The organism is Pseudoalteromonas sp. MMG012 (genome assembly GCF_018100875.1).
Lineage (GTDB): Bacteria > Pseudomonadota > Gammaproteobacteria > Enterobacterales > Alteromonadaceae > Pseudoalteromonas > Pseudoalteromonas aurantia.
Map to the genome: position 1 here is coordinate 20268 of NZ_JAGJEF010000019.1, position 25934 is coordinate 46201.

Here is a 25934-nt window from a genome sequence, read left to right on the forward strand (position 1 = left end):
GTACAAATTTCACTAGGAGTGAACGTGCAGTATCAGTTAATTACTACGCAAAACCAATTAAATCAGTTTGTTTCATCGGTGTCTAACGCTCCCATTCTTGCAATAGATACAGAGTTTATGCGTCGCCGCACGTTATATCCGGAAGTTGCCTTAATCCAAGTGTACGACGGCTCACATTTAGCGTTGATAGACCCTTTATGTGAATTAGACTTTACGCTGTTTTGGCATTTACTGAAAGATGAAAAAGTTTTAAAGGTTTTCCATTCGCCATCTGAAGACATAGAAGTATTTCAAAAGTTTGCAGGGTTTGTTCCTCACCCAATGTTTGATACACAGTTTGCGTTGCAGTTATTAGGAGAAGGTAATTGTGTCGGCTTTGCAAGTATGGTGAAAAAGCTTTTAGATGTTGAAATCGACAAAAGTGAATCAAGAACAAATTGGTTACAAAGACCGTTAACCGAAAATCAGCTTGATTATGCGGCAAGTGATGTATATTTTCTATTACCCTGTTTTGAGAAAATAGCAAGTCAGATCATTGAGAAGAGCTTGTTTGACATCATAATTCAAGAGTCACAATTAATTGCTTCTAAACGTGCATTTGAAGTGCCAGACGACCACGTCTATTTAGATATTAAAAATGCATGGCAATTAAAGCCTCGAGATTTAGCAGTATTAAAAGAGTTAGCAGCTTGGCGCAGAGCTAAAGCACAAAAAAAGAATTTAGCGCTCAGTTTTGTGTTGAAAGAGCTGAATATGGTAGAAGTTGCCAAGCGCAGGCCGACAACTTTAGTCAGTCTAAGAAACATACCGGGTATTGAACTGAGTGAGGTAAATCGTTCAGGCAAAGAGATTTTACAATGTGTTGAACGTGGTAAAGCAGTAACTGAGTCCAATTGTCCAGAAAAGCTATTAAGACTGATAGATTATCCGAATTACAAAAAAGCAGCGAAAGATATCTCTGCAATTATAAAAATGGTTGCTGTTGATGCTGGTATTCCCGCTGATGTATTCGCATCTAAAAAGCAAATAAACCAATTATTAAGCTGGAACTGGAAGAAAACAGCAGAAGAACGGGCAGTGTTGTTGAAACCTGATTTACTACAAAACTGGCGCTATTGCTATGTTAAAAAAGCACTATCTCAATGGGATGTGTAATCGATTACTTATCACTATGAAATAAAATTAAAAAGGCGCTCTATTAAGCGCCTTTTTAATGTGTTTCTATTTCTCGTCCTTAATGTCATCAGGTAAAGTTACATTAAGCTCTAAAACAGCTAAGTCATCTTCATTTTGTTCAAATTGAACATTAACTGCGTCTGAGTCAACTTTCACATACTTGCGGATCACATCAAGTATATCCTGTTTAAGCTGAGGCAAATAATCTGGCGTACCACGTTTGGAGCGTTCATGTGCAACAATAATTTGTAGGCGTTCTTTCGCTAAAGAAGCACTGCTTTTCTTTTCTGAACGAAAATAGTCAAGTAATGACACGTTAACCTCCAAATATACGCTTAAGTAAGCCTTTCTTTTCGACGGCTAAAAACCTAAAATCAATCACTTCACCTAGCAGACGGCTGATCGCATCACTGTAAGCTTGTCCTGCATCAGACTCACTATCTAAAACCACAGGTTGTCCGGAGTTAGATGCATTTAACACCGCTGTTGATTCGGGGATAACGCCTAACAAGTCAATAGCCAAGATATCTTGAACATCCTCGACTGAAAGCATTTCTCCATTTTCTACTCTCGTTGGATTATATCGAGTTAAAAGAAGGTGCTCTTTAACTGGCGCCAAGCCTTGTTCAGCTCGTTGTGATTTGCTTTGTAATATACCTAAGATACGGTCGGAGTCTCTTACTGATGAAACTTCCGGGTTCGTAGTTACAATGGCTTCATCTGCGAAATAAAGGGCCATCATTGCGCCAGCTTCGATCCCCGCAGGTGAATCACAAATAATGTAATCAAAACTTTCTTTCATCTCATTCAAGACTTTTTCTACACCGTCTCTGGTCAGAGCATCTTTGTCCCGTGTTTGTGAGGCTGGCAATATAAATAGCTTTTCAACACGTTTGTCTTTAATTAGTGCTTGATTTAGATTAGCTTCACCGTTTATTACGTTTACGAAATCGTATACTACACGACGCTCGCAGCCCATGATCAAATCTAAATTACGTAAACCAATATCAAAGTCGATTATGGCTGTTTTGTAGCCTTTTAAGGCAAGCCCAGTACCTATTGCAGCGCTTGAAGTTGTTTTACCAACGCCACCTTTACCTGATGTTACGACAATAATTTTTGCCATCTGAATTATCCTTTGACCAAAGCGGTAATTTCTAATGAATCATTAATTTGTTTTATTTGAGCAGGGTTGCCCCAATGTTCACCTTGGAGTGAATCACTGATCCAGTAACTGCCATTTATTGACACGAGTTCTGCCTCAAGGCGTTGACAATATATACTTGCTTCCTCGTACCCTTGCGCTCCTGCAATGGCTCTGCCACGCAGTGTGCCATAAATATGTATATTACCGTCGGCAATAACTTCTGCACCATGACTCACAGAGCCTAATACAATTAAGTCTCTGTCTTTCGCATAAATTTGTTGTCCAGAGCGAACTGTTGCCTGAACGATTTGTGCGGGCAAATAAATTTGCTTTTCTACGACTTCAGTCGCTGTTTGAGTTGGAGTAGTTGGTTTTATATCTTTACTATAGTTCAATACTGACAGTTTGGCTGATTTAGCTTGATTATGCTGTTGTTCAGTACCGTTACATACACCAACAGGATTCAGTTGTAGATCAGACAAGGTTGTTTTCAGTAATGCAAAGTCAACCTCTACCTCTTGGATTTCAGCAAGATTGACAACTATGGGTGCACCAAAAAAGAATTTTGGTGCTTGGGAAATCTTTTCATCCAGTTCACTTCGTAATCGTGCAATGTCAACGGAGAACAAGTGTAAAACAGAAAGAGTAAATAAGTTTCCTTTTAACTCAAATATTTGATCTGACATAAGCGCTCTAATAACTATACAAATTCAAGAAAGTTCAAAAGGGAACACGTTAGAGTTTTGTAGATCTTTTACAAACGGACCTATGTGTTACTTTATAATAGTATTATTGTTTGGCCCCGTATTTAATACGTCTAAGCGTCGCAAAACTTTCCAAATATACTGTCTGTCATGGTATAGTGCTGATTAGACATAAGCAAGAAATTATGGGTGTATAATGCTTACTGCTGTATATAAAAGTTCAAAAAAAGCCGATACCTATCTTTATATAGAGAAACGTGACGATTTTAGCAAGATCCCTGAAGCATTGATGGATATGTTTGGGCTACCTAAGTATGTCATGATGTTTGACTTATCAAAACGTGAAAAATTAGGCATCGCTGATATAGTATTGGTTAAGGAAAAGTTAAGTGAAGATGGTTTTTACTTGCAAATACCACCACCAGAAGAAAACTTACTGGATCAGTTTAAGGCTCACAACGGAGTAGAAAGTGATTAAGACAATTTCACTATCATTGGCATCAGTTGTTTTATCAACAACCAGTTATGCTAACACACAAGAGAAGTTTGATCTGTATGTCAATGCCCTAAAACAAGAAGCGCAGCAAAAGGGGTATGAGCAATCTTTGATTGACGAAGCCTTCGCTACGGCAAAGTTTAAAAAGAAGGTGATTAAGGCGGATAAAAATCAACCTGAAGTAGTAGAAACATTAGAAACGTATCTACCTAAACGTGTGCCGCAATGGAAAATAGACCGGGCCAGAAAACTGTATAAAAAGCATCAAGTAGAACTTGAGAAAATAGCACAAGAATTCGGTGTTCAGGCTCGTTTTATCGTCGCTTTATGGGGACTAGAAAGCAACTTTGGCCGCATTCAAGGGGGTTATTCAGTGATTAGCTCACTTGTCACATTGGCATTTGATGGGCGCCGAGAAGCATTATATAAACGTCAGCTATGGGCTGCATTAGATATATTAAAAAACGGGCATATCTCATTAGAAAAGTTTAAGGGTTCTTGGGCTGGTGCGATGGGTCAAACTCAGTTTATGCCGACCTCTTTTAATGCATATGCAGTTGATTATGATAAAGACGGACGAAAAGACATCTGGACGACCGAACTCGATGCATTTGCCTCAATCGCGAATTATTTAAAACAAGCTGGCTGGAACGACGATTTAACTTGGGGGCGTCAAGTGAAACTTCCAGAAGGGTTGAATAGTGAGTATGTTCTAAAGCGTGGAACTAAGACTCGTAAACAATGGCTAGAATATTGGAAGGATTCGGAACGTTCGCTTGCTAAGTGGCAATCACTGGGGTTGCGAAAAGCAGATGGTACAAATCTACCTTTAGTAGATATTACAGCAGCTCTTGTCATGCCTGATGATATCAATGGCAGAATGTATCTGGCATATGATAATTATAAAGCACTGATGCACTGGAATCGTTCCTATTATTTCGCAACAAGTGTAGGTTACTTATCAGATAGAATTGCTTACCCTAAGATTTAGTAGGGGAATAGATAAAAAAGGCAGCCCTCCAACAGGTTGCCTTTTTGTTTGCGCTAAATATATCTCTACGTGAATAATTAATAGTATGAAAGAGGTTGTACTTTCCCCCAAAAAACACGATATGAAAAAATCGTGTAAGTTATTATGGTAGGTACGACGATTGCGACGCCATACAACAAAAAGTTGAGTGATTCAGGTGCTGCAACGGCTTCAAATATGGTGAGTTGTCCCGGAACAACAAAGGGATAGAAGCTGTATGTTAAGCCAAAAAAGCACAGCCCAAAAATGACAGCCGAAATGATAAATGGTTGCCAAGCTCTTTTAGTTGGGGCTAGTACTAACCGTTTGAGTGCTTTATCTTGAATAAAGAACAAACTCAAGCATAACAGTGGTACACAAAGCAGTAATGTAAATAGGTTAGACTCAAACCAACGAGTATATACATCATTGTTTATTAAGGGGTTAATGATAGAAACCGCGATGACACCCAAAAAGGTGATCCGTCCTGCTGTTTTACACCATTGAATAGCCTTTAATTGTAGTTCACCTTCCGTTTTTAATATTAACCATGCGGATCCAATTAATGTATAGGCGGCGACAACGCCAGCGCCACTAAGCATGGCAAATGTAAATGATACGACCGTTGTCTCAAATGACATGACATATAAACCAAGCATAAAGCCTTGCATAAACGCACTAATGATCGATCCAGCTTTGAAAATAGTATCCCATAGCTGTTTTCTTTTGGTTTTCGCTTTCGCCCTAAAATCAAATGCGACACCACGCAGTATTAAGCCAATAAGCATGATTGTGACAGGCAGATACAAAGCTTGGAGGATAATACTATGTGCTGTCGGGAAAGCGATAAGCGCAAGGCCAACAGCAAGCACAAGCCAGGTTTCGTTGGCATCCCAAAAAGGCCCGATAGAGGCGATCATGGTATTTGCATGTTCATCATGTTTTGTTGGTAATAGAATACCTACGCCTAAGTCATAACCGTCTAAAATAGCATAAACCAAAATAGACAGTGCCATTAAGGAAGCATAGATATAAGATAACATTTCAGGACTAAGCATTGGTTACCTCTGGCATTGTTGAGTAGTCATACTCTTCGACTTGAACGGCTTTGTCGGCCGTATAAAATAAGGTTTTAATGTAAACGACGAGCAAAACAAGGTAAGTCAATAAATACGCGGCAAGAGAAATAGCAACGTTGCTTGATGGCACTAATGTTACCGCTTCTTCAACGGTGAGAATGCCAGAGACTAGGTAGGGTTGACGGCCTATTTCTGTTACATACCATCCAGCAAGTGTTGCTATCCAGCCAGAGAAACTCATGTACACGAGTAATTTTAATTGCCAACTGTTTAGTTTTTTATTTCGCCATAAAGTAAACCGACTAAAATACGCAACAATGATCATTAGCATACCAATGCCAACCATTATTCTAAAGCCAAAAAATACGGGTTTAATGGGTGGGTGCTCGCCTTGAAACTCATTTAGCCCCTTGATTTCTCCGTCTAAATCATGGGTCAAAATTAAGCTAGCTGCTTTGGGTATTTCAATAGCAAAATCATTACTACGTGTGTGTTCATTGGGAATAGCGAATAACACTAATGGGAGGCCTTTTTCAGTTTCCCAAGCACCTTCCATTGCTGCGACTTTTTGAGGCTGGTGTTCAAGTGTATTCAATCCATGGAGGTCACCGACAAAAACTTGTAATGGCGCAAGTATGGCTGCAACTGTCAACGCAACTTTTAACGTGACTTGTGGTGCATGTTTGTCATCCTTTTTGAGTAATCTATAACTACTTACGCCAGCAATTAGGAAGGAAGCCGTTAAGCCACTCGCCAACAGCATGTGGAAAAATCGGTAGGGAAATGAAGGATTAAAAATGACCGCAAACCAGTCGGTTGGATACACAATACCATCACGTAATTCAAATCCTGCCGGAGTCTGCATCCAGGAGTTCAATGACAGTATCCAAAATGCTGAAATAGTAGTACCGACGGCGACAACTATTGTGGATAGGGTATGAACTTTAGGGGAAACACGCTTCATTCCAAAGAGCATGATGCCCAAAAATGTGGCTTCCATGAAAAATGCGGTTAGTACTTCATAGCCTAATAATGGGCCAGCAATGTTACCGACTTTTTCCATAAAGCCGGGCCAGTTTGTACCAAATTGAAATGACATGGTAATGCCACTGACTACGCCAAGCGCAAAGGTTAGGGCAAATATCTTGACCCAAAAACGGTAGGCCCTTAGCCAGACGGGGTGCTGGGTCAAATCATACCGTATTTTAAAAAATACCAAAAACCATCCAAGCGCTATGGTTATGGTAGGAAATAGAATGTGAAAACTAATGTTTGTTGCGAACTGGATCCGGGATAGTAATAATGTATCAAGCATGACGCACCTCTGCTTTTTACGACTTTCTAAGAAGCTTATCTTTTAAATCAATGACTTTACTGACAGACGAACCTAATTTCATTAAAGATTGAAGTTGTTCAGGTGATAAGCGTTGGAGTTCAGCTGACCATTTAGTGACGGTTTCCAAAAGGTCATGAATAGATTGCATTTGGTCTTGGGCATACTCCTCTTCGGGTGTGTTGGCGTTATCTAAAATTTGGCCTCTTAATAGAGTAAGTGTTGGATCTATTTCTCTTTTTCGACGTTCTTCAAATACTTTGTTTGCAAGGTCCCAAATAGACCCGTTAGGTGAATAGTACTCTTTACGGTCCCCTGGAATATGATGAACTTTCACAAGTTGCCAAGATTGCAACTCTTTGATCCCCATACTGACGTTGCCACGGCTGATTTTTAGTGCTTCAGCAATTTCATTGGCTGTAAGTGGTTTCTCATTGATGACGAGTAGCCCAACCATTTGCCCAATTGTCCGATTGAAGCCCCAGCGACTACCCATTTCACCGCAATGAAGCACGAAGTTTTCAATTTTAGGAGATAAAATCATAGTTATTAAACTTTCAGTAATTATTGAAACTTAAATATATAGGGACATTTGATTTGGATCAAGCTTTTAATGAGGATATTTTAATCAAATAATAGCAAGATTAATAAGTTGTTTTATACATGCTGTAACCTTTTGTTTTAAATTGAATAAAAATATTAGTGAGTTTGATATGAAGCTTAATTAGCGTCTACTTAATTAGCGTCTAAAAGGAGTGCTATATTTTTGTCCTGATTTGACTTTGAAACGGCGATAGCCAAAGATATCCTAGTAATTAGTTCGGGTGGAGCTGGATTAAATTGAAGGTCTATGATTTTGGATCGCACTCTATTTAACCACCAGTTATTGGCGTTAAGGGCCCGTTTGGCCTATCAGGTAAGTCCAATGTGCTGTTGTTACTTAGGTGACTATTTCTAAGAAGTGAGCGCCTTGTTATTCAGGGCGCTACTTTAAAATATCAATTCATCAATAAGTGTTGCCAAACAGCTGTTAACCCAAGTGCATGCGCTAAAGTGCCAGACTTTTCCATTTCTGAATAACAAGCTTGAATATTCTTCTCCTCGTTGATACCTATATATTTTAACACGGCCTCTAAGTTGTTAGTTGTGTCTTGATTATATTGATACTCAAACATAGGTATTGAACTTTTGCCAAAAAAATGACCAAAACCAAACCGAGACGCAAGGCCTGGGTAGCGTTGAAATAACGTGAGTCCCTTGTTTAGTGGTTTTGACGTTTTATCCCAGTTTATGGCGCCGAGCTTTGGCGATAATTTACAAATCGCTTTTCGATGAAATGCACTACTGACTTTAAAGTTCGCTGGCAACGAGCCTATTGCAGATACGACCTCTGGGGACAAAAATGGGTGGGTTCGATTGTAGTCTTCATCTAGTAACTGTTGACCTGCAACAACCATTCTTGCAGCCCGAACTTTCAAATAGAAATTATCGGCAAATTGTGCTGCACTATAGCTATTATCATTCAATGCTTGAAGTAATTCACGTACTTGCGCCTGTAATTGTTCAGCGTATTCAGGAAATAATTCAAAAGCCGTACGGGCTGTTTTTCCATATTCTTCGGTGATGTAGCGCTCAACTCTTGGCATTGTTAAACGGTTTAGGCATTTCAGACCGAAAGCTGAAAAACCAGGCATTCCTCGGTCATAATAAAAAGCTCGATATGTTTCTGCACCTGTACCCGTCAATAACGTGTGGTTTTTTGTCGCGGCGACAAGAGATGCATCAATTAATGCATGTGCATGGTGGATTGGGACTTCTCCTTGTCCGGCCAGCGCAATCCGTTTACTATTTTCAATTGTTACATTTCCCGCTAAATCTGAACTGGTAAAAAGTTTGATATTACAAACACTTGAAAGCTCAGCAGCAATTTTTGCATCTGCGCTGTGTTTATTACCGTAGCATAAAGCAGGCAGTTTCATATTCAAAGCTTCGCAACAAGCAAGAATAAGCCGAGAGTCAAGACCGCCAGAAAGGGAAAGCATTGGGTTTTGACAGTTGTCAATGCTTGCTCTGACAGATTCTACAACGGCTTCTACAGCGTCACTAAAGTTTGTTGTGCGATTAGCTGCTTCACTTAAAGTCGCTGTTTTAAGCTTGAACAGTCGTTCAGAGGATAACGATAAGGAAAATGTTGAACTTGCGCTGATGTGGTGAGTATTCTCTAAAATGCTCATTTCATTAAAGAGTTGACCAAAGGTCAGCATACATCGCATCGCATTAGAATTTAAAGCAATGGGGCGACCTAACATTTCCACTAAGGCTTGACGGCTTGATGAAACGATAATGTTGTCAGTATCTTGATAGAGAAAGACCGGAAATAGACCGTATAGATCAGCTCCAGCGTAAATAGTTCGGCTCAGTAAATTTATAAATAGCCAACTTCGACCGGCGACGGTCGGTTGTTGATTTTGTTGAACGCTATGCCAAATTTCTCGGTCGCGCGCTTGTTGTGCGACATCGCCCCAAATCAATAAGTGACCACACTCATTTTTCATTTGCACCACAGCATGAGCGTCGCCATTGCATGTCACGTCAATATCATAAAATGACTCTGACAGAGTCGCTTTTGCATGTTCTAGGTTAAACTTAACGCTTAATTGTGACATATCTGGGTCCTACTGAGACAAGAGTGATATGTTTTTAAAGCAGTTAATATACCAACAAATGACCCAAATAAAGCTTATATTAATTAGAAGGTTAGCTTTATGTATGACGGAGAGACGCGGTTAAGTTTGCAATGTGCAAACCAATATGAAAAAAGCCAGCATAGTGCTGGCATATTAACAATTGATTGTTTTAGCGAACTGCCATCATAATGAGTCCTGGTACGATAAAGAAGGAACCTAAAACGTATCCAAGCGCGGCTGGTTTGTTGTTAGCGCCTATTTTAGCGAGCTTTTCTGCCATAATCAGTGGCAACTCACGTAAGGTTGGGATCCCATATATTAGCGCTACCGCAAATATATTAAACATCACGTGTACTAGGGCAATAGTTAAGGCAACCTCGGCAGCAGCTCCCGAAATAGAGGTTGCAGCAAGCAATGCAGTGATGGTCGTTCCTATATTCGCACCTAGTGTGAAAGGATAGATTTGCCGTGTATTAAACACGCCACTACCAGCTAATGGGATCATTAAACTCGTTGTGGTAGAAGATGATTGAACCATAATAGTCACCGCTGCACCTGAAGTAATACCCGCGATTGGACCGCGACCAATTGCACTGTGTAGTAATTCTTTTGCAGTACCAACTAACGCTTTTTTAAGCAACTTTCCTAACGTGGTTACGGCAAATAGGATCAGGGCAATACCAATGACGACCATTGCAATACCAATGGCTTTACCATCGAGAAAGCTCACGGCGTCTTTAATTACATTAACCGCAGGTTTAACAAGAGGTTTTATAAAGTTATAACTTTTAAGCGATAAATCAGCATCGCCGACAAATAAATGAGATAGACTTTCAGCAAGTTTTTGTAACATGCCAAACATAATTTCTAAAGGTAGGAATATAGCGACTGCCAGTAAGTTAAAAAAGTCGTGTACCGTGGAGGCAGCAAAGGCGCGTTGAAACTCTTCTTTTGAGCGAATGTGGCCGATTGAAACCAGTGTATTTGTTATGGTGGTGCCAATGTTTGCACCCATGACCATAGGTATGGCGATACTAATTGGTAAACCACCAGCTACTAAGCCAACAATGACGGATGTTACCGTAGAAGATGATTGCACAAGTGCGGTGGCTAATGCGCCAAGGAGCAAAGCAACAAATGGGTTAGTTGCAAATTCAAATATTTCTTTTGCACCAGCGCTACCGCCTGAAGCAAGTTTAAATCCACCACTGACTGTTCCTACCGCAACAAGTACTAAATAGACTAGAAATGCGATTGCTGCCCAATTGGTAGCTTTTGAAAATAACGAATTTTGGTTTGATTCACTCATTGTATAGTCTCAAGTGTATGTCTAGCTCATTAATTAGGCTAATATGACGTTTTTATTTCGAGGTGATTAGAACATTGAAATATTACAGAAATATTTCAGTGTGATTAGAAATTCGGCGAATGGCAAAAAGTACTGATAAATTCATTACGATAACTCTGATGAAAGTGCGAGTTTTAAATTTAAGGTATTGATATTATTTATCTTAATATATAATTTGGTTACAGAGTATACACTATACCTATTTACATTACTTTACAAAGCTGCAAAGGAGGGGAGCCGTAAAGTGCAAGTGCTTTAAATGAGAATGCTTCTCCATATTCTCTACATTTTTTAAGATTAAGCTATTGTTAATCAAAGAGAGAATTGTGACTACAATGAAGCTAGTAAATCTACTCCTGTTGCTAATGTGTACAAATTTGTTTGCTCAGGATGTTAAATTAACACTTACCAATAAACAAGTAGTCTATTCTGTAAAACCCAGCGCGCTTCATTATAACGATTTTTCCGAGATCATTACGTCTAAACAACAATTTATTGATCAACCGCAGTTGTTATCTCCCTTCAATTTGGAACAAAAAAAACCCCATAATCAGCAGTACGATCGGTGGCTTAAAGTCACAATAGTCAATGATTCAGATACGGCATTATGGTATCTCTCATTTGGATTTGCACGCTTACCAAGACTTATGGTGTATTGGGAAGATACACCGGATGATGCACCTTTATACAAGCTGACTGAAAGTAGTTCCTTCTATGAACGGCCAGTGTTAGACCCACAAACCTATATCCCCATAGAACTGACCTCAGGGGAAACCAAAACGCTATATGTCAGTTACCAAACATTTGCCAATGCACCAGCCAATATCCGTATTCATAGCGCTGAACATTACTTGAGTACATCACAATCTAGTTTGTTGACTAACGCAGCATTAGTTGGGGTGATTGCAGCAATTTTACTGATTGTCGTTGTTAATTTGTCATTTAATTTGAATATGACAAATGTATTTTATGCTATTTGGACTCTATTGTTTTTAGCCATCGTCGTCGATATGGCAGGGTTTTCATTTCAATATCTTTGGCCTCAAAATGGGCTCTTTGCAGGTCAATTTTCAATTGCGTTAATGGCCATTGTGCCAATATTCCATTTGTTATTCGTACGCGGCTTTTTACAGTTACAGCATCACCATTCAGTATTGAACAGTATATATATCATTGCGATTACTGTGTATTGCCTGCTGGTGCCCTTAGCGCTCTATATTGAAACGGTGTACTACAACTTATTAACAAGTACATTTATTATTCCACTGTTTGTGTACACATGTATTTGGGCACTAAAGCAACAAGCCCCAGGGATCCGAGTTTTTTCATTGAGCCTATTCAATCATGTATTGTTTCTTAATGTGTTAACGATAATGGGCGCGAGTTATGGCAACGTATTCGATGTCTTTGAAATTGCCAGTTACATTAAAATAGGCTATTTAGTTGAGGTTTGTTTGTTTACGGTTGCCATGGCAATTCAACATAAGTCAGTTCAAAAGCAGCTTGTATTTCAGTTACAAAACCAAGTTAATTCGCTCAATCAGACTGTTGCATTTGAAAAGCGTACATCTGAGCAGCAAAAACAAGACATCAAGAAACATGAAGCGCAATTGTTTACGGATCTATCTCACGAATTAAGAACACCTCTTACGGTTATGAAAATTCAGGTGGAGTCATTGCAGCACAATATCGTTGATAACGTTCATGATTCATATACTAAACTGATGGATAAAATTGATGAGCTAAATCAATTTATAAATTCATTGATGCTTGTCACAAGTAAGGGGGATATGCATAAGTTATTGAAGGTTGAGTCGGTTTCCTTGAGGCCTTTTATTAATGAAGTCCATCAAGAGTGTCAGCATTTAGTCGATATGCGTCATCAAAGCTTAACGTTGCATAATCACCTTAATTCTATCGACAGTTTGAACTTTGACTCCTCGGCATTAAAAAAAGTCATTATTGAGGTGGTAAAAAACGCATTGCGTTTTGGTGGTAAAAATGTCGAAGTGGAATTGAGCTTTGTTGAGCAGGTTGAAGGTATTATCATCAGAATAGAGGACTCAGGAACACCGTTGACCTATGAAGCTCACCAACAGCTTTTCCAACCGCTTTATCGCCAAGAAGCATCTCGCAGTGCGATGCTTGGAGGTAAGGGGATGGGCTTGGCAATGTGTAAAAAAATAATAGAAGCGCATCATGGTAAAATCGGTTCTCACAATAGCTTACTAGGTGGCTTGTGCATTGAACTGATATTACCATGTAGAATTGCTTCTGCAGCGTAACCTGTAAGTCACATTAACCGATCATAATGTATAATCCGTTTTTCTTTACAGGGTAAAACTCCACATTCTCGTACATCAAATACAGCATTCATTGCTTAGCGAGATCCCTACTTTATTGATCACTTACATTGGGTGCTTCATTTATGGGGGAATAACTTATTATTTGATTTGTATGTGATGACTTTAATGTGTTTCACGGCTGAATTCCGATAAGTTATGGTTTAGTTAGATGTTCTCTGTCAGAATCAGACACTTCTAATAAAGTGATAAGGTAATGATAGTAATGTTTAAAAACGTTTCAATTGCAATAACTATTGGACTTATGGCAAGCGGTTGCCAGTTACTAGAGTCTAGTAACTCAATAGAAAGCACAACTAAAATTCAAAAGCTTCGCTCTGCAAATGAGAGTATGGCATTGATTGCCAAAAGTTACTTTGATGAATCAATATCACTAAGACCAGTAAGCGGTACATTTATTGGCTATACCCAATACAATGGTCAGTTTAATAAGCCGAGTACCGAAGATACTCGACAAGCATATATCGAGTTCTTAAAAAAATATCAGGCACAATTGTCAAAGATTGACAAGAGCCAGTTATCTGGGCAAAGCCTGCTGAGTTATGATGTATTGTTACGTGATTTGGCCTTTTCACTAAGGGGAACTGAATTTCCTTCTTATATGATGCCAATTAACCAAATGACGGGCGCGCACAATACGTTTGCGAGTTTAGGTTCAGGTGCCAGCGCACAGCCTTTTAATACAGTCAGTGATTATATGAATTTTCTTTCTAGAGCTGAACAGTATTTTATTTGGCTTGATGGCATCGTTGATAATATGCGGTTAGGTATTAAAAATGATGTTGTATTACCGCAAGTATTAAGTGAAAAGCTGTTGCCGCAATTTAAAGCACATATCGTAAATAAAGCAGAAGACTCTATTTTTTGGAAACCAATCAAAAAGTTACCAGAATCCTTTAAAGAAGCAGAAGTTGCGAATTTACGTTCAAGCTATCGGATTATGATTGAGCGATCACTTATACCTGCGTACGCCAAAATGGCACGCTTTTTAGAAGAAGAGTATATACCGAATAGTCGCAGCTCTGTTGGGATAAGCGCTATACCAAATGGCAATGCATGGTATGAATATCAAATAGAACGACATACGACACTTTCACTAAGTGCGGATGAAATACACCAAACAGGTCTAAACGAAGTTCAACGAATTCGTAATGAAATGAACTGGGTTAAAGAACAAGTACAGTTTCAGGGAGATTTGCAAGAATTTTTCATTCATTTAAGGGAGAGCGACGAATTTTATTTTGATTCTTCGCAAGACTTAATCGCAGCTTATGAAGATGCGAAACGTAGAATAGACGCCAAAGTTCCCTCGTTATTTGATGTACAGCCTAAAGCAGATTATGTCGTAAAAGCTGTTGAAGCATATAGAGCACAATCAGCCGCTGGCGCTTCATACGCAAGCCCTGCTCCTGATGGCTCCCGACCCGGTGTCTTTTATATAAATACACACAATTTAAAGGCTCAACCTAAGTTTTTAGTTGAAACATTGTCAATTCATGAAGCCGCACCAGGGCATCATTTTCAAATTGCCTTACAACAAGAGATCAAAGACTTACCGTTATTTAGAAAGTTTGGGGGATATACTGTTTTTTCTGAAGGGTGGGCATTATATGCTGAAAGCTTAGGGAAAGAACTCGGGTTATTTACTGATCCTTTAATGTGGTATGGTCGGTTAGTTGATGAACAATTAAGAGCGATGCGCTTAGTTGTTGATACCGGCTTACATGCCAAAAAATGGACCCGTGAACAAGCAATCGAATTTATGATTAATAACTCATCGATGGCAAAAAGTGATGTTATTGCAGAAGTGGAACGTTATATCGCGTGGCCTGGCCAAGCTGTATCCTATAAAATAGGGCAGTTTAAAATTCAAGAGCTTAGAGAGCTCGCTCAGAAAGAATTAGGTGAACAGTTTGATATTAAAGCATTTCATCGTCAGCTATTGATAGATGGTGCATTGCCTATGGTGTTGCTTGAGAAAAAAATTAAGGCATGGGTTACGAGTCAAAAATAGCAACTAGGTAATTAAAAAGCAAAAGTTCAAAAATATTGTTTTGAGCTTTTGCTTAAACGCGTGATGTTGCGTAAAATCGCGGCTTGGGGCAATCAGAAGTAGTGTATGTATACGTGACTAAAAGACCGTTTTGGCTTTCAACAAGCCTTGAAAATATGACACAACAGCAATGGGAATCTATCTGTGATGGGTGTGGGAAATGTTGTTTACATTCTTTCATTGATAGTGATGAAGATGATGTATTTGAAAGTACTGACTTTCTAAGAGAAGGTGAAGAGCTTATTTATACAAGCTTAGTGTGTCAGTATATTGATGAAAATACCTGTGGTTGCACACGTTATGAACAAAGACAGCAACTTGTGCCTTCTTGTGTGAAGTTGACAAAAGAAAACCTCAAAGACATATTTTTTATGCCACAAAGCTGTAGCTATCGCCGTTTATATGAAGGTAGAGGTCTTGCAAGTTGGCATCCTCTACTTAATGAGGGAGACAAAACCAAAATGCACCAAGCTGGGATCAGCGCCAAGGGCCGAGTCACTAAAGATAATACCGTGGACATAGAGTCAGATTTCGAAGATTACATAGCAGATTGGCCACAATTTGATTGTGACTAGGTGTGCTTCATGAAATGAAGTTGATTTAACAAATAATTAAACAGTAAAAGAATACAGACCCATGCTTTCAGCACAATACAGCTTAAATACCCTAAAAAACAACGAAATTGGACCCGTGAAACGACTGAAAATAGTGGAAGATTTAACTGAATTTCCACATGAGATTTTAGACTTAAAAGCGTCTTTAGAGATACTTGATCTATCAAATAATGCATTATCATCACTGCCACCTGAATTTAAGCAGTTAGATAATTTGAAAATCGTTTTTTTGTCAAATAATAAATTCACAGAGCTACCAGAGGTACTTGGGCAGTGTAAAAACCTTGAGATGATCGCGTTTAAAGGGAATAAAATTTCGAAAGTAGCAGAATATAGTTTACCTCCTAGCGTACGTTGGTTAATTTTGACAGACAACGAAATAACTGAATTACCCGATTCGATGGGGCAGCTGACACAGCTTAGGAAGCTGGCTTTGGCTGGAAACCGCTTGACGAAGTTACCTGCTAAAATGGCGAATTGTAACGAGTTAGAACTGGTTCGTTTATCAGCAAATAAGTTATATACCTTGCCCAATTGGCTATTTAACTTACCTAAACTTGCTTGGCTCACATTTTCGGGTAACCCGGTTTGTGGGCCTCGAAGTGAAGCACTTACTTTATTTCCTAAAAACAAACTGGCAGAATTCGAGCTTAAAGAAAAGTTAGGTGAAGGTGCGTCGGGCGAAATCTTTTTAGCTAAACCTCAGGTGGAAGGTAAAAGCACCGTAGCAATAAAATTGTTTAAAGGCGATATTACCAGTGATGGTTACCCTCAAGATGAATTAGATTGCTGCTTGAATGCCGGGGTACATTCGAATCTTGTTAAAACGTTAGCGCAAATTAACGCAGTACCTTCACTTGGTATGGTTATGGAATTAATCCCTTCCTCATATCGGAACCTTGGGCTACCCCCGAGCTTAAGTTCTTGTACGAGAGATACATTTACTTCAGAAACAGCACACCATATTAATAACATATATAAATTAGCACAACAAATGGCGTCGGTCTTAGCGCATTTACATGAGAATAACGTGAGTCATGGAGATATTTATGCGCATAATTCTCTCATAAACGGTCAGTATCACTTATTGTTTGGTGATTTTGGTGCTGCGAGCCAGTTACACCATTTAAGTGAGTACCAACGAGATGCAGTGCAAGCAATAGAGGTAAGAGCATTTGGATATTTTGTTGAGGATTTACTACAAGTTTGTAGCGATAGCGATGAAAAGCACAAAGAGACTTATTTAAAGTTGGTGAAAATCGTTGCGTCATGTACTTCAAATGTGTTGAAAAACAGACCAAAATTTTTAGAACTAGTGGGTATTTTGGGTTCAGAATAACAGTTTGTATTTGATAAAAAGCGATGATTTTTTAGAGAATAAACCTTGATAGTCGCTTGCTATACTGGCCGTAAGCTTAAAAATAATAAGTTTTTGGTGTGTTAAATTAAGAGCTGTTTGTATAGGCTTTTGTTTATTGACTAGCATATTCATGAACTTCTAAAACCATCTTAGCTTGGTTTCTGCCTTTTTTGCGCTTATTAGCCCATACGCGATGATATTGCGGCTAGAATTATTCAATGTATTATAAACTTGTCTAACAGTCTGACGCTTTTCTACTTTAGCTAGAAAGTCGGCGGTCATTTGTATGTCGCTTATTGTATAAGCGTTATCACAACGACCATCGGTCTTAGCTCCCCGCAGATGTTCAAGCCCTAAATCTTATATTTTACCATCAGCTATCAAACGCTGTGTATGCTCTACATGACGTCGATCGCATGACCGTCCGGTGCGTGCTGTGATACAGACACGAGGCTTTGCAGGGGGAGAGTGGTTTCGATTACTGAAACAGTTGCGTTGTTACTTATGTTGATATTACTTACAAAATATAACAATGCAATTGCGAACAAAGTAAATGATAAACCACACTTTATACAACCCCCTGAAATAGTCATTAATTGCTATTAATGACGACTAATTACTTACCAACAGCTTGCCAAGCACTGTGCATTCGGTCTAATTCTATGCTAGAGGCAACTTGAGTACCGTCCATAAAATAAATGTAGGTTTGGTTAGTATGTTGATTATGCCAAAATATGTCCGCTTTTTTATCGCCGTTAAAATCAGCAATGGACTTAATTTTCCAGTCAAGGCTATTGACGGTATTGATTAAACCGCTAGTTTCAATTTTGCTATCAAGCATTAAGTACGCCCAATTTCTACCATTAAGTGAGTTTCGCCAAATAATGTCATCAGTACCGTCTGAGTTTAAATCACCGGTCCCAGCGAGTTCCCATTCAGTTGATACGATATTTAAGACATGTTCATTTTCAATATTGGTGCCGTTCATTAGCCAGATATGGTTTTCGCCAGTGGCAGAGTTTCGCCATATCAGATCCGTTTTACCATCCGCATTCATATCAGCAGCGGCACCAACACTCCAGTTCAAATCATCAACGAGTTTAACTGTTTCACGGGCTTGAATTTGCCAGCCATCCATCAAATAAATGGCAGTTAATCCGGTTTGCTGATGGTGCCAAAGAATATCGCTTCGGTTGTCACCATTAAAATCGGCGACAGCTTTGACTTGCCAACTTAAGTCGGCGAGCGTATTCACAGCTTGATGTTTAGATAAAGCACCACCTTCCATTAGCCAAATGTAATTACGCCCGGTTTTATTATTACGCCATAAAATGTCTGATGTACCATCGGCATTAAAATCCCCTTGGCCGGCAATATCCCAAGCATCGTCTACCGCGCTGAGTTCTTTGTTTTGTAATACTGAAGTGCCGTCCATAACCCACAATAGATTACGACCTTGTTGAGAATTACGCCATAACACATCGGCGGTACCATCGCCGTTTATGTCATTGTTAATACCCGCCGCAATTCGATATGTAGCTTTATTATTATCGAAATTGGATTCAGCAAAGCGAGATTTAACAGTACCCGATATAGATAATTCTTGATTGGATTCGCTTGCATAAGTTAGGGTTAAAAAAGCAGCTTCCCAGTCAGTTGGCAACACAATATCACATTTACCGATTTGATCACGAATAGAGCATGCTTGTGTCGAAACTGACACCCCTGATATAGATAACGAAGTATCCCTTAAACCTTCAGACAAGTTAAAATTAAAAACAATTCTAGTAGGAACTGATAGGAAATTTTTGTGTGTTATTTTAAAAGTCGCGCTATTTGAATTATTTAGAGGATCGTTAGTATTGTTTTCTACTGACAACATTAGGTCGTTAACATCCTTTTCTGAGATGTTTACTTTTATAAGGGGGTCGAAGCCAAGGTTTGCGAGTTGTGATGTAGAAACACCACCCATATAGTTCTCATTGCTATCCATAATATATGTGATCTGGGTACTCCAGGCCCCATTTGCGTCTAGGTGACTGAATGTGGCCGTTCCTTCATTGGTAAATAGCCCGTCAGTGTCAGTAGGTTGCCACGAGTTCCGACTGAATCTAACTCCCTTTCTATGAGAATCAGGGACACCTGATGGGGGAATAAGATTAACACCCATATCAGCTGGTTGGGAATGTGCGTCATAGACAGCTATTTTGACTGAAATGGTACTTTGGCCCCTAGATAAGTCGATTTCATTTGTTGAAAACTCAATACTTCTAAATTCTGGTGCTGTGTTATCAATCTGGTTGGAATTAATAATTTTAATATAGGGGTTGTGGCCCAACTTGACTAAATCTGACTCGGATAAAGCAAGGTCGTTGGTATTGCCGTTAGCATCATAAGCTGATGTAATATTCATATACCATATTCCGGCGCCATCTGACTCATCAAATGTCACTGTGAGTTCATGACTGTATACCCCTTTCAACTCAGTGGCTATCCAACCAGTCCCCCAATATTCATGGAAGTTTAAGCTTCTTTGCTTTACATAGTTAACTCCTTCAGGCGGGTACAAGGATGCCCATAACAGCCTTGGTTTAGACTGTTCGTCGTAGACATAAGCTTTAATAGTCACTGTTTGTTTGCCGGATGATACGTCTATCTCATGATTAGAAAATTCAATCCCTCTAAACTCTGGGGGCGTAACGTCGACCGCATGAGGGTTAGTAATATGAATGTAAGGGTTGTAACCCAACTTAGAGAGTTGAGCAGTTGAGATGCCTTCATAGGAGTAGTTGTTTTGAGCATCTGAAATTGTACCGATACTAACATTCCATGTACCCGCAACATATGAATTATCGAATCTTGCCGTGCGTTCTAGACTGTATACACCCGCGGTATCAGTTGGCTGCCAGTCTGCATTTGAGTAAGAATCGAATCTGATTAATTTTTGGTGACTGTTAGGGGTTCCTGTTGGCGCCTGTAGTTCAATATCGAGTCGTCCTGGCTGTGATTGAGCTTCATATACATAGACTTTAATTGTAATTGTTTGCTCGCCAGTGGTTACATCCACGTTATTTGTGGAAAATTCAATCCCTTTGAATTCAGGGGGGGTGATATCGACTGAATTGGCTTGCAATAAATTTGTCATTCCCTCTGTAGCTGGCAGCGTTTCATTGCCGAGCTTTGTCATTCTTTTTAGGGCAGATAACGCTCGGCATTCACGCAGCGTATCGTTTTGAACGATCATGTCTTGACCGTGTGGTACATTGCGCAATTTTTCGAATGTTTGGATGTCACAGTCTAGGTTTCGAACATTCGAATTTAAATTAATTTGTTCAGCTGCTGAATTATATTGTTCGCCATGCAAACTTTGACTCGCAAAAGCATGAAAAGAGAAAAAAAGAATATATATAGAGCTTGGTACCTTAATAGGTAACTTCAAGATAACTTTTTTTATTGTTTTACCGAAAAACACCAACTGAAGTTTATTTTTAATTGAACACAACTTTAAGTTCCATTTATTTATCCCAAAAAACTGGTGAGAAAGTACCTTTTTTCATATGTTGAGTCAATGGTTTGGTAAGTCTCCAGTTATATGAGCTCAATCGAGTAAAGTAAACAGTATTTACTCGTAGATCCCGTCCAGATCTGAACATCATGGCCACCAGTAATCACGGTTGATTTTGAATGGTAAGCGGATAAAAGTACACTTAAATTAGCCTCAAAGTCAGGGTCTATTTTTTTAAGCCAATAGCCATCAGCACAACTGATTTCCGAGTTACTAATTTTAAAAACGACATCTCCACCACCATGTTGTGAATATGTAATCACCGTTTTTACCGTACTAGAACTCGATGACTTTACTGAGGCAAACGCCTGAACACTAAGCAATAAGGTAATAGAGGCAAGTATAAATAGTTTCATTGTAAACCTTTTTATGTTTTTGGGCTCGTTAGCTTAAAAAGTAAGAGTCCCTTAAGTCTTTACTGAACAGGCCGCAGTAATAGCATACTTGGAATAAAATACATTCCAGAAATACAACCGCATTCTATGAAAACACTCTGGGTATTCATCCTATTAGTCTATACCAGGACAAAAAGTATATAGTGCTAGTTTATGGCTCATGGGGTAGACAGATTGTTATTTTGACCCCTCCCATCGAGCTTTGTTCTGCGCTAATGTCACCTTTGTGAAGAGCGACAATTTGTTTGACTATCGCCAATCCGATCCCGTGACCTGAAGTGTTGGTTGTCGCTAAGTTGGGTGCTCTATAGAGGTGGTCAAAAATATGAGGTAAATGTTGTTTACTGATTGTAGGTGCAGAGTCTTCAACAATTAACTCGAATGATTTTTTCGTTACATTCAGCTTTACCGCAATAGTGCCGGGTTGATGGGTATATTTAATGGCGTTATTGAGTAAGTTAGAAATAACCTGACGGATCCGTACAGGGTCAATGTATACTGCGTCAATATTAACTAAATTAGTGAAACGATATTCGAATGTATGTTGTGTGATTAGCATAGGCAACTCTGTTTCAAGCTGCGCTGAAAATTCTGACAAACACTGTTTTTCTAATGCTACTTTAAAGGTCGCTTCTTCAAGTAATGCAATACCAGCTAAGTCATTCACTAAACAGTTGATGTCACCCAATTTATTATCAAGCCGCTCTAAGTTTTCATCATCTCTTGGAGATATATTATATTGCATGGCTTCTAGTTGCAGTTTCGCAGCGGTGATAGGGGTGCTTAAGTCATGAGCGATTTGAGAAAATAATTTGTTTCTTTGTAAAAGAATTTGGTCTAAATAGGCGTTTTTTTGGCTGAGTAATGTTTTGTTACTGTGACTTCGCAAAAAGAAAATGACAAAAATCATACTGATTAGAACCAGTGCCAGCAATATCACCAGCGCATGATTCTGAGAGTTCGTTAGCTTAGCTTGTGTGCTAGAGTGGGCTAATTGACTATTTTTGATTAAGATGTCTTTATTTAGAGACTCTAACGAGTTTTGTACATAAGCCAATTCTTTATCAAGGTTTGTACTTGCGTATCGCTTTTCGAGATCCAAGAGCTGTTTTTGCCATTGATACGCAGTTATGTAGTTATGCTCTTTCGCTGATAATTCACTTAACATTTTAACCACAGCAATTTGGGTCAGGTTAAAATCATGCTTTTGTGCTTGTTTTAATACCTGTTTGGCAAGGTGTTTTGCCTGTTGTGTATTATCAAGTAAATAATGTATGCGACTTAGTTGCAGTAAACTTCTATTTTTAAGGTGGTAGTCACCTTCGGCTTTATTTGCAATGTTGACAACATCAGTTTGAAGTTTGAGTGCATCTTTTAACTTATTTTGTGCGGTGAGTATGAGTGATAAATTATGCTGTGCCCACGCGACATTGCGCTCACTTTTACTTGCTTTAAATGCATCTATTGCTTTTAAAGCATAGCGTTTCGCTGTGTCTTGATCACCTAATTTGTGGATGTTGAAACTGAGTTGGGTCAGGCTATGCCCCATGTGAGACAAATCCCCTGATTTTTTGTCTATTTCATATGTTTGTTTAAAGTAATTTACCGCTTTTTCATATTGGCCGATGTCAGAATACGATACGGCTATAGCATATAGGGTACCGGCCTTTTCATTGTCATTTAGCTCAAGTGACGTTTCAATTTCGAATTTCTTTAGCTTATACGTGAGCGCCAACTTTATCTGATCGACTTGCTCAAGTAATCTTGCAATACTGTGATATAGCTCTGGGAGTAAATCAGGGGTGAGTTGTGCTTCAAAATTACTTAGATGGTGGTTTATTAAATTTATTCCCTCGTAATAGCGACCAGTGTTGTGGTACAAATTCGCTATATCGTTAATTGCTTTGGTATGAAGAGCAAAATCGGCTGATTTTTTGACCGTGATGAGTGCATTGTTAAAGTGGGTTTCGCTAGCTGCATAACGGTGGTTGTTGTAGAGTATCTTACCCAATGCAAGTCTTGTCTTTGCATGCTGCAAGGTATTTTCTTGTGACTGTAACAGCATTTGCTCAAGAATGCGTAGTGCTTGATTCCCTTGCCCTGTGTTGTCCAGCGATTTAGCCAACAATATAGTAAAGTCAACTTTCAGCTCTAAGTTCTTGGACTCGCTAATATGTGTATTTATCGAATTTAGAAATTCAATGCGATCAAGGTGATTATGCAAGGTGTGGGCGTGGAGTAACTGCGTACTAAGCGTACTCTGTTCTATGGCTAAGCTTGCATTTACCCAAAACAATAAACAGAATATAACCCTTGCCAAATTTGAAACTCATTAATCGTCGATAGGCAAGTTAGAATATATTAAACTCAGCTGTGTGGCTAGAAAACAAGGGGCTCAGTTAGAAATAGGTCGAAGCTAACTCTTAGTTGAGTTAGCTTAATTAGGCTGTGCGTGTTTATGTTTTAATATCATCCTGAGACGGCAAGGCTGAAAATGCGCCTTTTCGAGTCACTGCAAATGCGCCACAACGGCTTGCATGCTTGATAAATTGCGCTAACAACTTAGGGTCGGTAATAGCTGTTTTATGCTCGTGTTTAGCCATAAGTTGCGCAATAAGCCCACCCATAAAAGCATCACCAGCTGCTGTTGTGTCAATTGCTTGCACGGCGGGTGGTGTCACTCGGCCATGTCCATTTTTAGCGAAATACTGAATGTCGTTGCCACCATCTGTGATAATAAGGCACTTTACATTTGCTTTCATGATAGCATCAATAGTGGTGGTTTTTGGATGGCCTGCATGGCTATGCTGATTTAAAAACTCAAGCTCGTCGCTTGCTAGTTTCACAATATCACTTAATGAAATAACATGCCATAGACGCTCGATAGTATGATTTAAAGACGACCACAGGTTGACTCGCAAGTTCATATCGAAACTGGTCGTTAAGCCATGCTTTTTGGCTTGAGTAAGGGCATAGATTGTTGATTTATAAATATTTGACTCTGTTAAACTATTACTGCAAACATGTATTAACTTATGCTCATGAAACATCTCAGGATTAAAATCATCGATTCTAAATAATAAATCTGCTGCAGGCGGACGATAGAAATTAAAACTACGCTCACCATGTTGATCCAAAGAGACAAAAGCGAGGGCGGTCTTGGCTTTGTCAGTAAATAAACAATATTTAGTATTTACTTGATGGGATTGTAGTTCTTGGTTAAGGAACTCCCCAAACATGTCATTACCTAACATGCCACAAAAGCTTGTACTAATGCCTTGTTTTGCAACGGCTACTGCTACGTTTGCCGGAGCACCACCTGCGAACTTGGTAAATGACTCAGGGGTTTGACCGTTAGACAAAAAATCGATAAGGGCTTCCCCAAAACATACAACACTCATTATGCTTGCTCTTTTAATGTATAGGCGCGTAAGACCTCATAACAGGCCCCCATAGTATGATAGTCCGTTTTTCCAGCAGGACTTTTTTCATCGCTATATGCGCGGTTATCTTGCGTTAAGATACGATACCATGCACCATGAGTATGGTCGATCATATGATCCCAGCTGTATTGCCAAATTTTGTCGTACCATTGCCAATACTTATTCTCACCTGTTTCTAAAGCTAACAGGGCTGCAGCTGAAAAGCTTTCTGCTTGTACCCAGAAATACTTGTCTCCATCACAAACGCTATTATCCGGGGCAAAACCGTAACAGATTCCGCCATGCTCCTTATCCCAGGCATGCTCTAAAGCTGAATCAAACAATGATTTTGCTGTTGAAACCATCCAAGGCTCACTTTTATGGCGGTGCAAGATCAGTAATAGCTTGGTCCATTCAGTTTGGTGACCTGGCTGAAACCCCCAAGGTCTAAATAGATGTTTTGGATCGTCTTTGTTGTAGTTCCAGTCGATTTGCCAGTTTGCATTGTAATGTTCCCAGACGAGGCCATTGGCTAGTGCGGCTTTTTCGACCGTCATTGTGTACGCAAGGCCATAGGCGCGAGTTAAAAACTTGTTATTATTTGTGGCTTCAAAGCACATAAGTAACGCTTCGCACATATGCATATTAGCATTTTGTCCACGATAAGGGTCTGCATTGTGAAAAGCACCATCGTATTCGTCGAGGTACAATTTGTGTTCTGGCAAAAAGTATTTTTCTTCAAGCAGCTGCCATACGCGCTCGATTGTTGTGAGTGCACTATTTAAACCCGCTTTAAGTGCGACCGCATTAGCCAATAAAACAAATGCTAATCCATAACAATGATTGGTCGTATCTTTGGCTACGCCGTGCTCAATCAACCAAGCATAACCTCCATTACTTTGCTTATGAATGTCCTCTAAATACGCTATCCCTCTAACTATTTGTTCGAAGTAACACTCATTTGGCTGGTCTATGTGAGCCATTGCATAATTAAATACGAAACGTGTGCTCGATACCAAGTGACGCGTGTGTTTGTCATACACATGACCATCGTCTTTAAAGAATTGATAAAACCCACCTTGCTGGTCAATACAATTTGGGTGATAGAATTTCATGGTAGTATTGATGTGCTTACGCAAAAAGTCGGCACTTCTAAAGTCTTGTGGCATCCGGCGCTCCAAAA

Annotated in this window: 21 protein-coding genes; 7 read left to right on the forward strand and 14 right to left on the reverse strand. The window is 39.3% G+C overall.

Annotation, left to right across the window (positions count from 1 at the left end; translation table 11 throughout):
- Nucleotides 1-24 precede the first annotated feature (24 nt).
- Nucleotides 25-1155: a ribonuclease D gene (gene rnd / locus J8L97_RS08955; protein WP_211048893.1), complete on the forward strand. Its 1131-nt coding sequence runs from the start codon at nucleotides 25-27 to the stop codon at nucleotides 1153-1155.
- Between the two features lie 66 nt (nucleotides 1156-1221).
- Here the strand turns inward: rnd and minE are convergent, their stop codons facing one another.
- Genes minE through minC form a run of 3 tightly spaced genes read right to left on the reverse strand, consistent with a single transcriptional unit; the run spans nucleotide 1222 to nucleotide 3009 of the window.
- Nucleotides 1222-1491, reverse strand: a complete 270-nt coding sequence (gene minE / locus J8L97_RS08960; protein ID WP_210994907.1) for a cell division topological specificity factor MinE — start codon at nucleotides 1489-1491, stop codon at nucleotides 1222-1224.
- A 1-nt stretch (nucleotide 1492) separates the two neighbouring features.
- Nucleotides 1493-2302 (reverse strand): septum site-determining protein MinD, encoded by an 810-nt coding sequence (minD, locus tag J8L97_RS08965; protein WP_192509267.1) that lies wholly within the window; start codon nucleotides 2300-2302, stop codon nucleotides 1493-1495.
- A gap of 5 nt (nucleotides 2303-2307) precedes the next feature.
- Nucleotides 2308-3009 (reverse strand): septum site-determining protein MinC, encoded by a 702-nt coding sequence (gene minC / locus J8L97_RS08970; RefSeq protein WP_192509268.1) that lies wholly within the window; start codon nucleotides 3007-3009, stop codon nucleotides 2308-2310.
- Nucleotides 3010-3223: 214 nt separating this feature from the next.
- On the opposite strand from minC, the gene J8L97_RS08975 reads away from it, so the two are divergent.
- On the forward strand, nucleotides 3224-3505 hold the full coding sequence (locus J8L97_RS08975; protein ID WP_192509269.1) for a YcgL domain-containing protein: 282 nt from the start codon (nucleotides 3224-3226) through the stop codon (nucleotides 3503-3505).
- Nucleotides 3498-4514, forward strand: a complete 1017-nt coding sequence (locus tag J8L97_RS08980; protein WP_211048895.1) for a lytic transglycosylase domain-containing protein — start codon at nucleotides 3498-3500, stop codon at nucleotides 4512-4514. Before J8L97_RS08975 ends, J8L97_RS08980 begins: the two co-directional genes overlap by 8 nt.
- 77 nt (nucleotides 4515-4591) lie before the next feature.
- Here the strand turns inward: J8L97_RS08980 and J8L97_RS08985 are convergent, their stop codons facing one another.
- The 5 genes from J8L97_RS08985 to J8L97_RS09005 form a co-directional block, all read right to left on the reverse strand.
- Nucleotides 4592-5590, reverse strand: coding sequence for a cytochrome d ubiquinol oxidase subunit II (locus J8L97_RS08985; protein WP_210994910.1), 999 nt, complete (start codon nucleotides 5588-5590; stop codon nucleotides 4592-4594).
- Nucleotides 5583-6926 (reverse strand): cytochrome ubiquinol oxidase subunit I, encoded by a 1344-nt coding sequence (locus tag J8L97_RS08990; protein WP_211048897.1) that lies wholly within the window; start codon nucleotides 6924-6926, stop codon nucleotides 5583-5585. The genes J8L97_RS08985 and J8L97_RS08990 overlap by 8 nt, the downstream gene beginning before the upstream one ends.
- Nucleotides 6927-6942: 16 nt before the next feature.
- The gene (locus J8L97_RS08995) at nucleotides 6943-7488 is read right to left on the reverse strand and encodes a GbsR/MarR family transcriptional regulator (protein ID WP_211048899.1); all 546 of its coding nucleotides are present in this window, start codon (nucleotides 7486-7488) and stop codon (nucleotides 6943-6945) included.
- A gap of 454 nt (nucleotides 7489-7942) precedes the next feature.
- Nucleotides 7943-9610 (reverse strand): hypothetical protein, encoded by a 1668-nt coding sequence (locus J8L97_RS09000; RefSeq protein WP_211048901.1) that lies wholly within the window; start codon nucleotides 9608-9610, stop codon nucleotides 7943-7945.
- Nucleotides 9611-9800: 190 nt separating this feature from the next.
- Nucleotides 9801-10940, reverse strand: a complete 1140-nt coding sequence (locus J8L97_RS09005; protein WP_211048903.1) for a Na/Pi symporter — start codon at nucleotides 10938-10940, stop codon at nucleotides 9801-9803.
- 374 nt (nucleotides 10941-11314) lie between these two features.
- Here J8L97_RS09005 and J8L97_RS09010 point away from each other — a divergent pair, with 374 nt between their 5' ends.
- The 4 genes from J8L97_RS09010 to J8L97_RS09025 all read left to right on the forward strand — a co-directional run bounded on the left by J8L97_RS09010 (nucleotide 11315) and on the right by J8L97_RS09025 (nucleotide 17348).
- Nucleotides 11315-13264 (forward strand): sensor histidine kinase, encoded by a 1950-nt coding sequence (locus J8L97_RS09010; RefSeq protein ID WP_247688602.1) that lies wholly within the window; start codon nucleotides 11315-11317, stop codon nucleotides 13262-13264.
- Nucleotides 13265-13547: 283 nt separating this feature from the next.
- A complete protein-coding gene (locus J8L97_RS09015; RefSeq protein WP_247688597.1) occupies nucleotides 13548-15356 on the forward strand; it encodes a DUF885 family protein in 1809 nt (602 codons plus the stop codon).
- A gap of 113 nt (nucleotides 15357-15469) precedes the next feature.
- Nucleotides 15470-15970, forward strand: coding sequence for a YcgN family cysteine cluster protein (locus tag J8L97_RS09020; protein WP_211048909.1), 501 nt, complete (start codon nucleotides 15470-15472; stop codon nucleotides 15968-15970).
- A 61-nt stretch (nucleotides 15971-16031) separates the two neighbouring features.
- Nucleotides 16032-17348, forward strand: a complete 1317-nt coding sequence (locus J8L97_RS09025) for a leucine-rich repeat-containing protein kinase family protein (RefSeq protein WP_211048911.1) — start codon at nucleotides 16032-16034, stop codon at nucleotides 17346-17348.
- 159 nt (nucleotides 17349-17507) lie between these two features.
- Here the strand turns inward: J8L97_RS09025 and J8L97_RS24055 are convergent, their stop codons facing one another.
- From J8L97_RS24055 to J8L97_RS09055, 6 genes are all read right to left on the reverse strand, one after another.
- Entirely contained in the window at nucleotides 17508-17651 is a 144-nt protein-coding gene (locus J8L97_RS24055) for a YdeI/OmpD-associated family protein (protein WP_211048913.1), read from the reverse strand.
- Between the two features lie 334 nt (nucleotides 17652-17985).
- Nucleotides 17986-20808: a VCBS repeat-containing protein gene (locus tag J8L97_RS09035; RefSeq protein ID WP_211048915.1), complete on the reverse strand. Its 2823-nt coding sequence runs from the start codon at nucleotides 20806-20808 to the stop codon at nucleotides 17986-17988.
- A gap of 149 nt (nucleotides 20809-20957) precedes the next feature.
- On the reverse strand, nucleotides 20958-21290 hold the full coding sequence (locus tag J8L97_RS09040) for a hypothetical protein (RefSeq protein ID WP_211048917.1): 333 nt from the start codon (nucleotides 21288-21290) through the stop codon (nucleotides 20958-20960).
- A gap of 190 nt (nucleotides 21291-21480) precedes the next feature.
- On the reverse strand, nucleotides 21481-23649 hold the full coding sequence (locus J8L97_RS09045; protein WP_211048919.1) for a tetratricopeptide repeat-containing sensor histidine kinase: 2169 nt from the start codon (nucleotides 23647-23649) through the stop codon (nucleotides 21481-21483).
- A 136-nt stretch (nucleotides 23650-23785) separates the two neighbouring features.
- Nucleotides 23786-24730 carry a carbohydrate kinase gene (locus J8L97_RS09050; protein ID WP_211048920.1) on the reverse strand — a complete coding sequence of 315 codons (945 nt, stop codon included), beginning with the start codon at nucleotides 24728-24730 and terminating at the stop codon, nucleotides 23786-23788.
- Entirely contained in the window at nucleotides 24730-25920 is a 1191-nt protein-coding gene (locus J8L97_RS09055) for an AGE family epimerase/isomerase (RefSeq protein ID WP_211048921.1), read from the reverse strand. Before J8L97_RS09055 ends, J8L97_RS09050 begins: the two co-directional genes overlap by 1 nt.
- Between the last annotated feature and the right edge of the window lie 14 nt (nucleotides 25921-25934).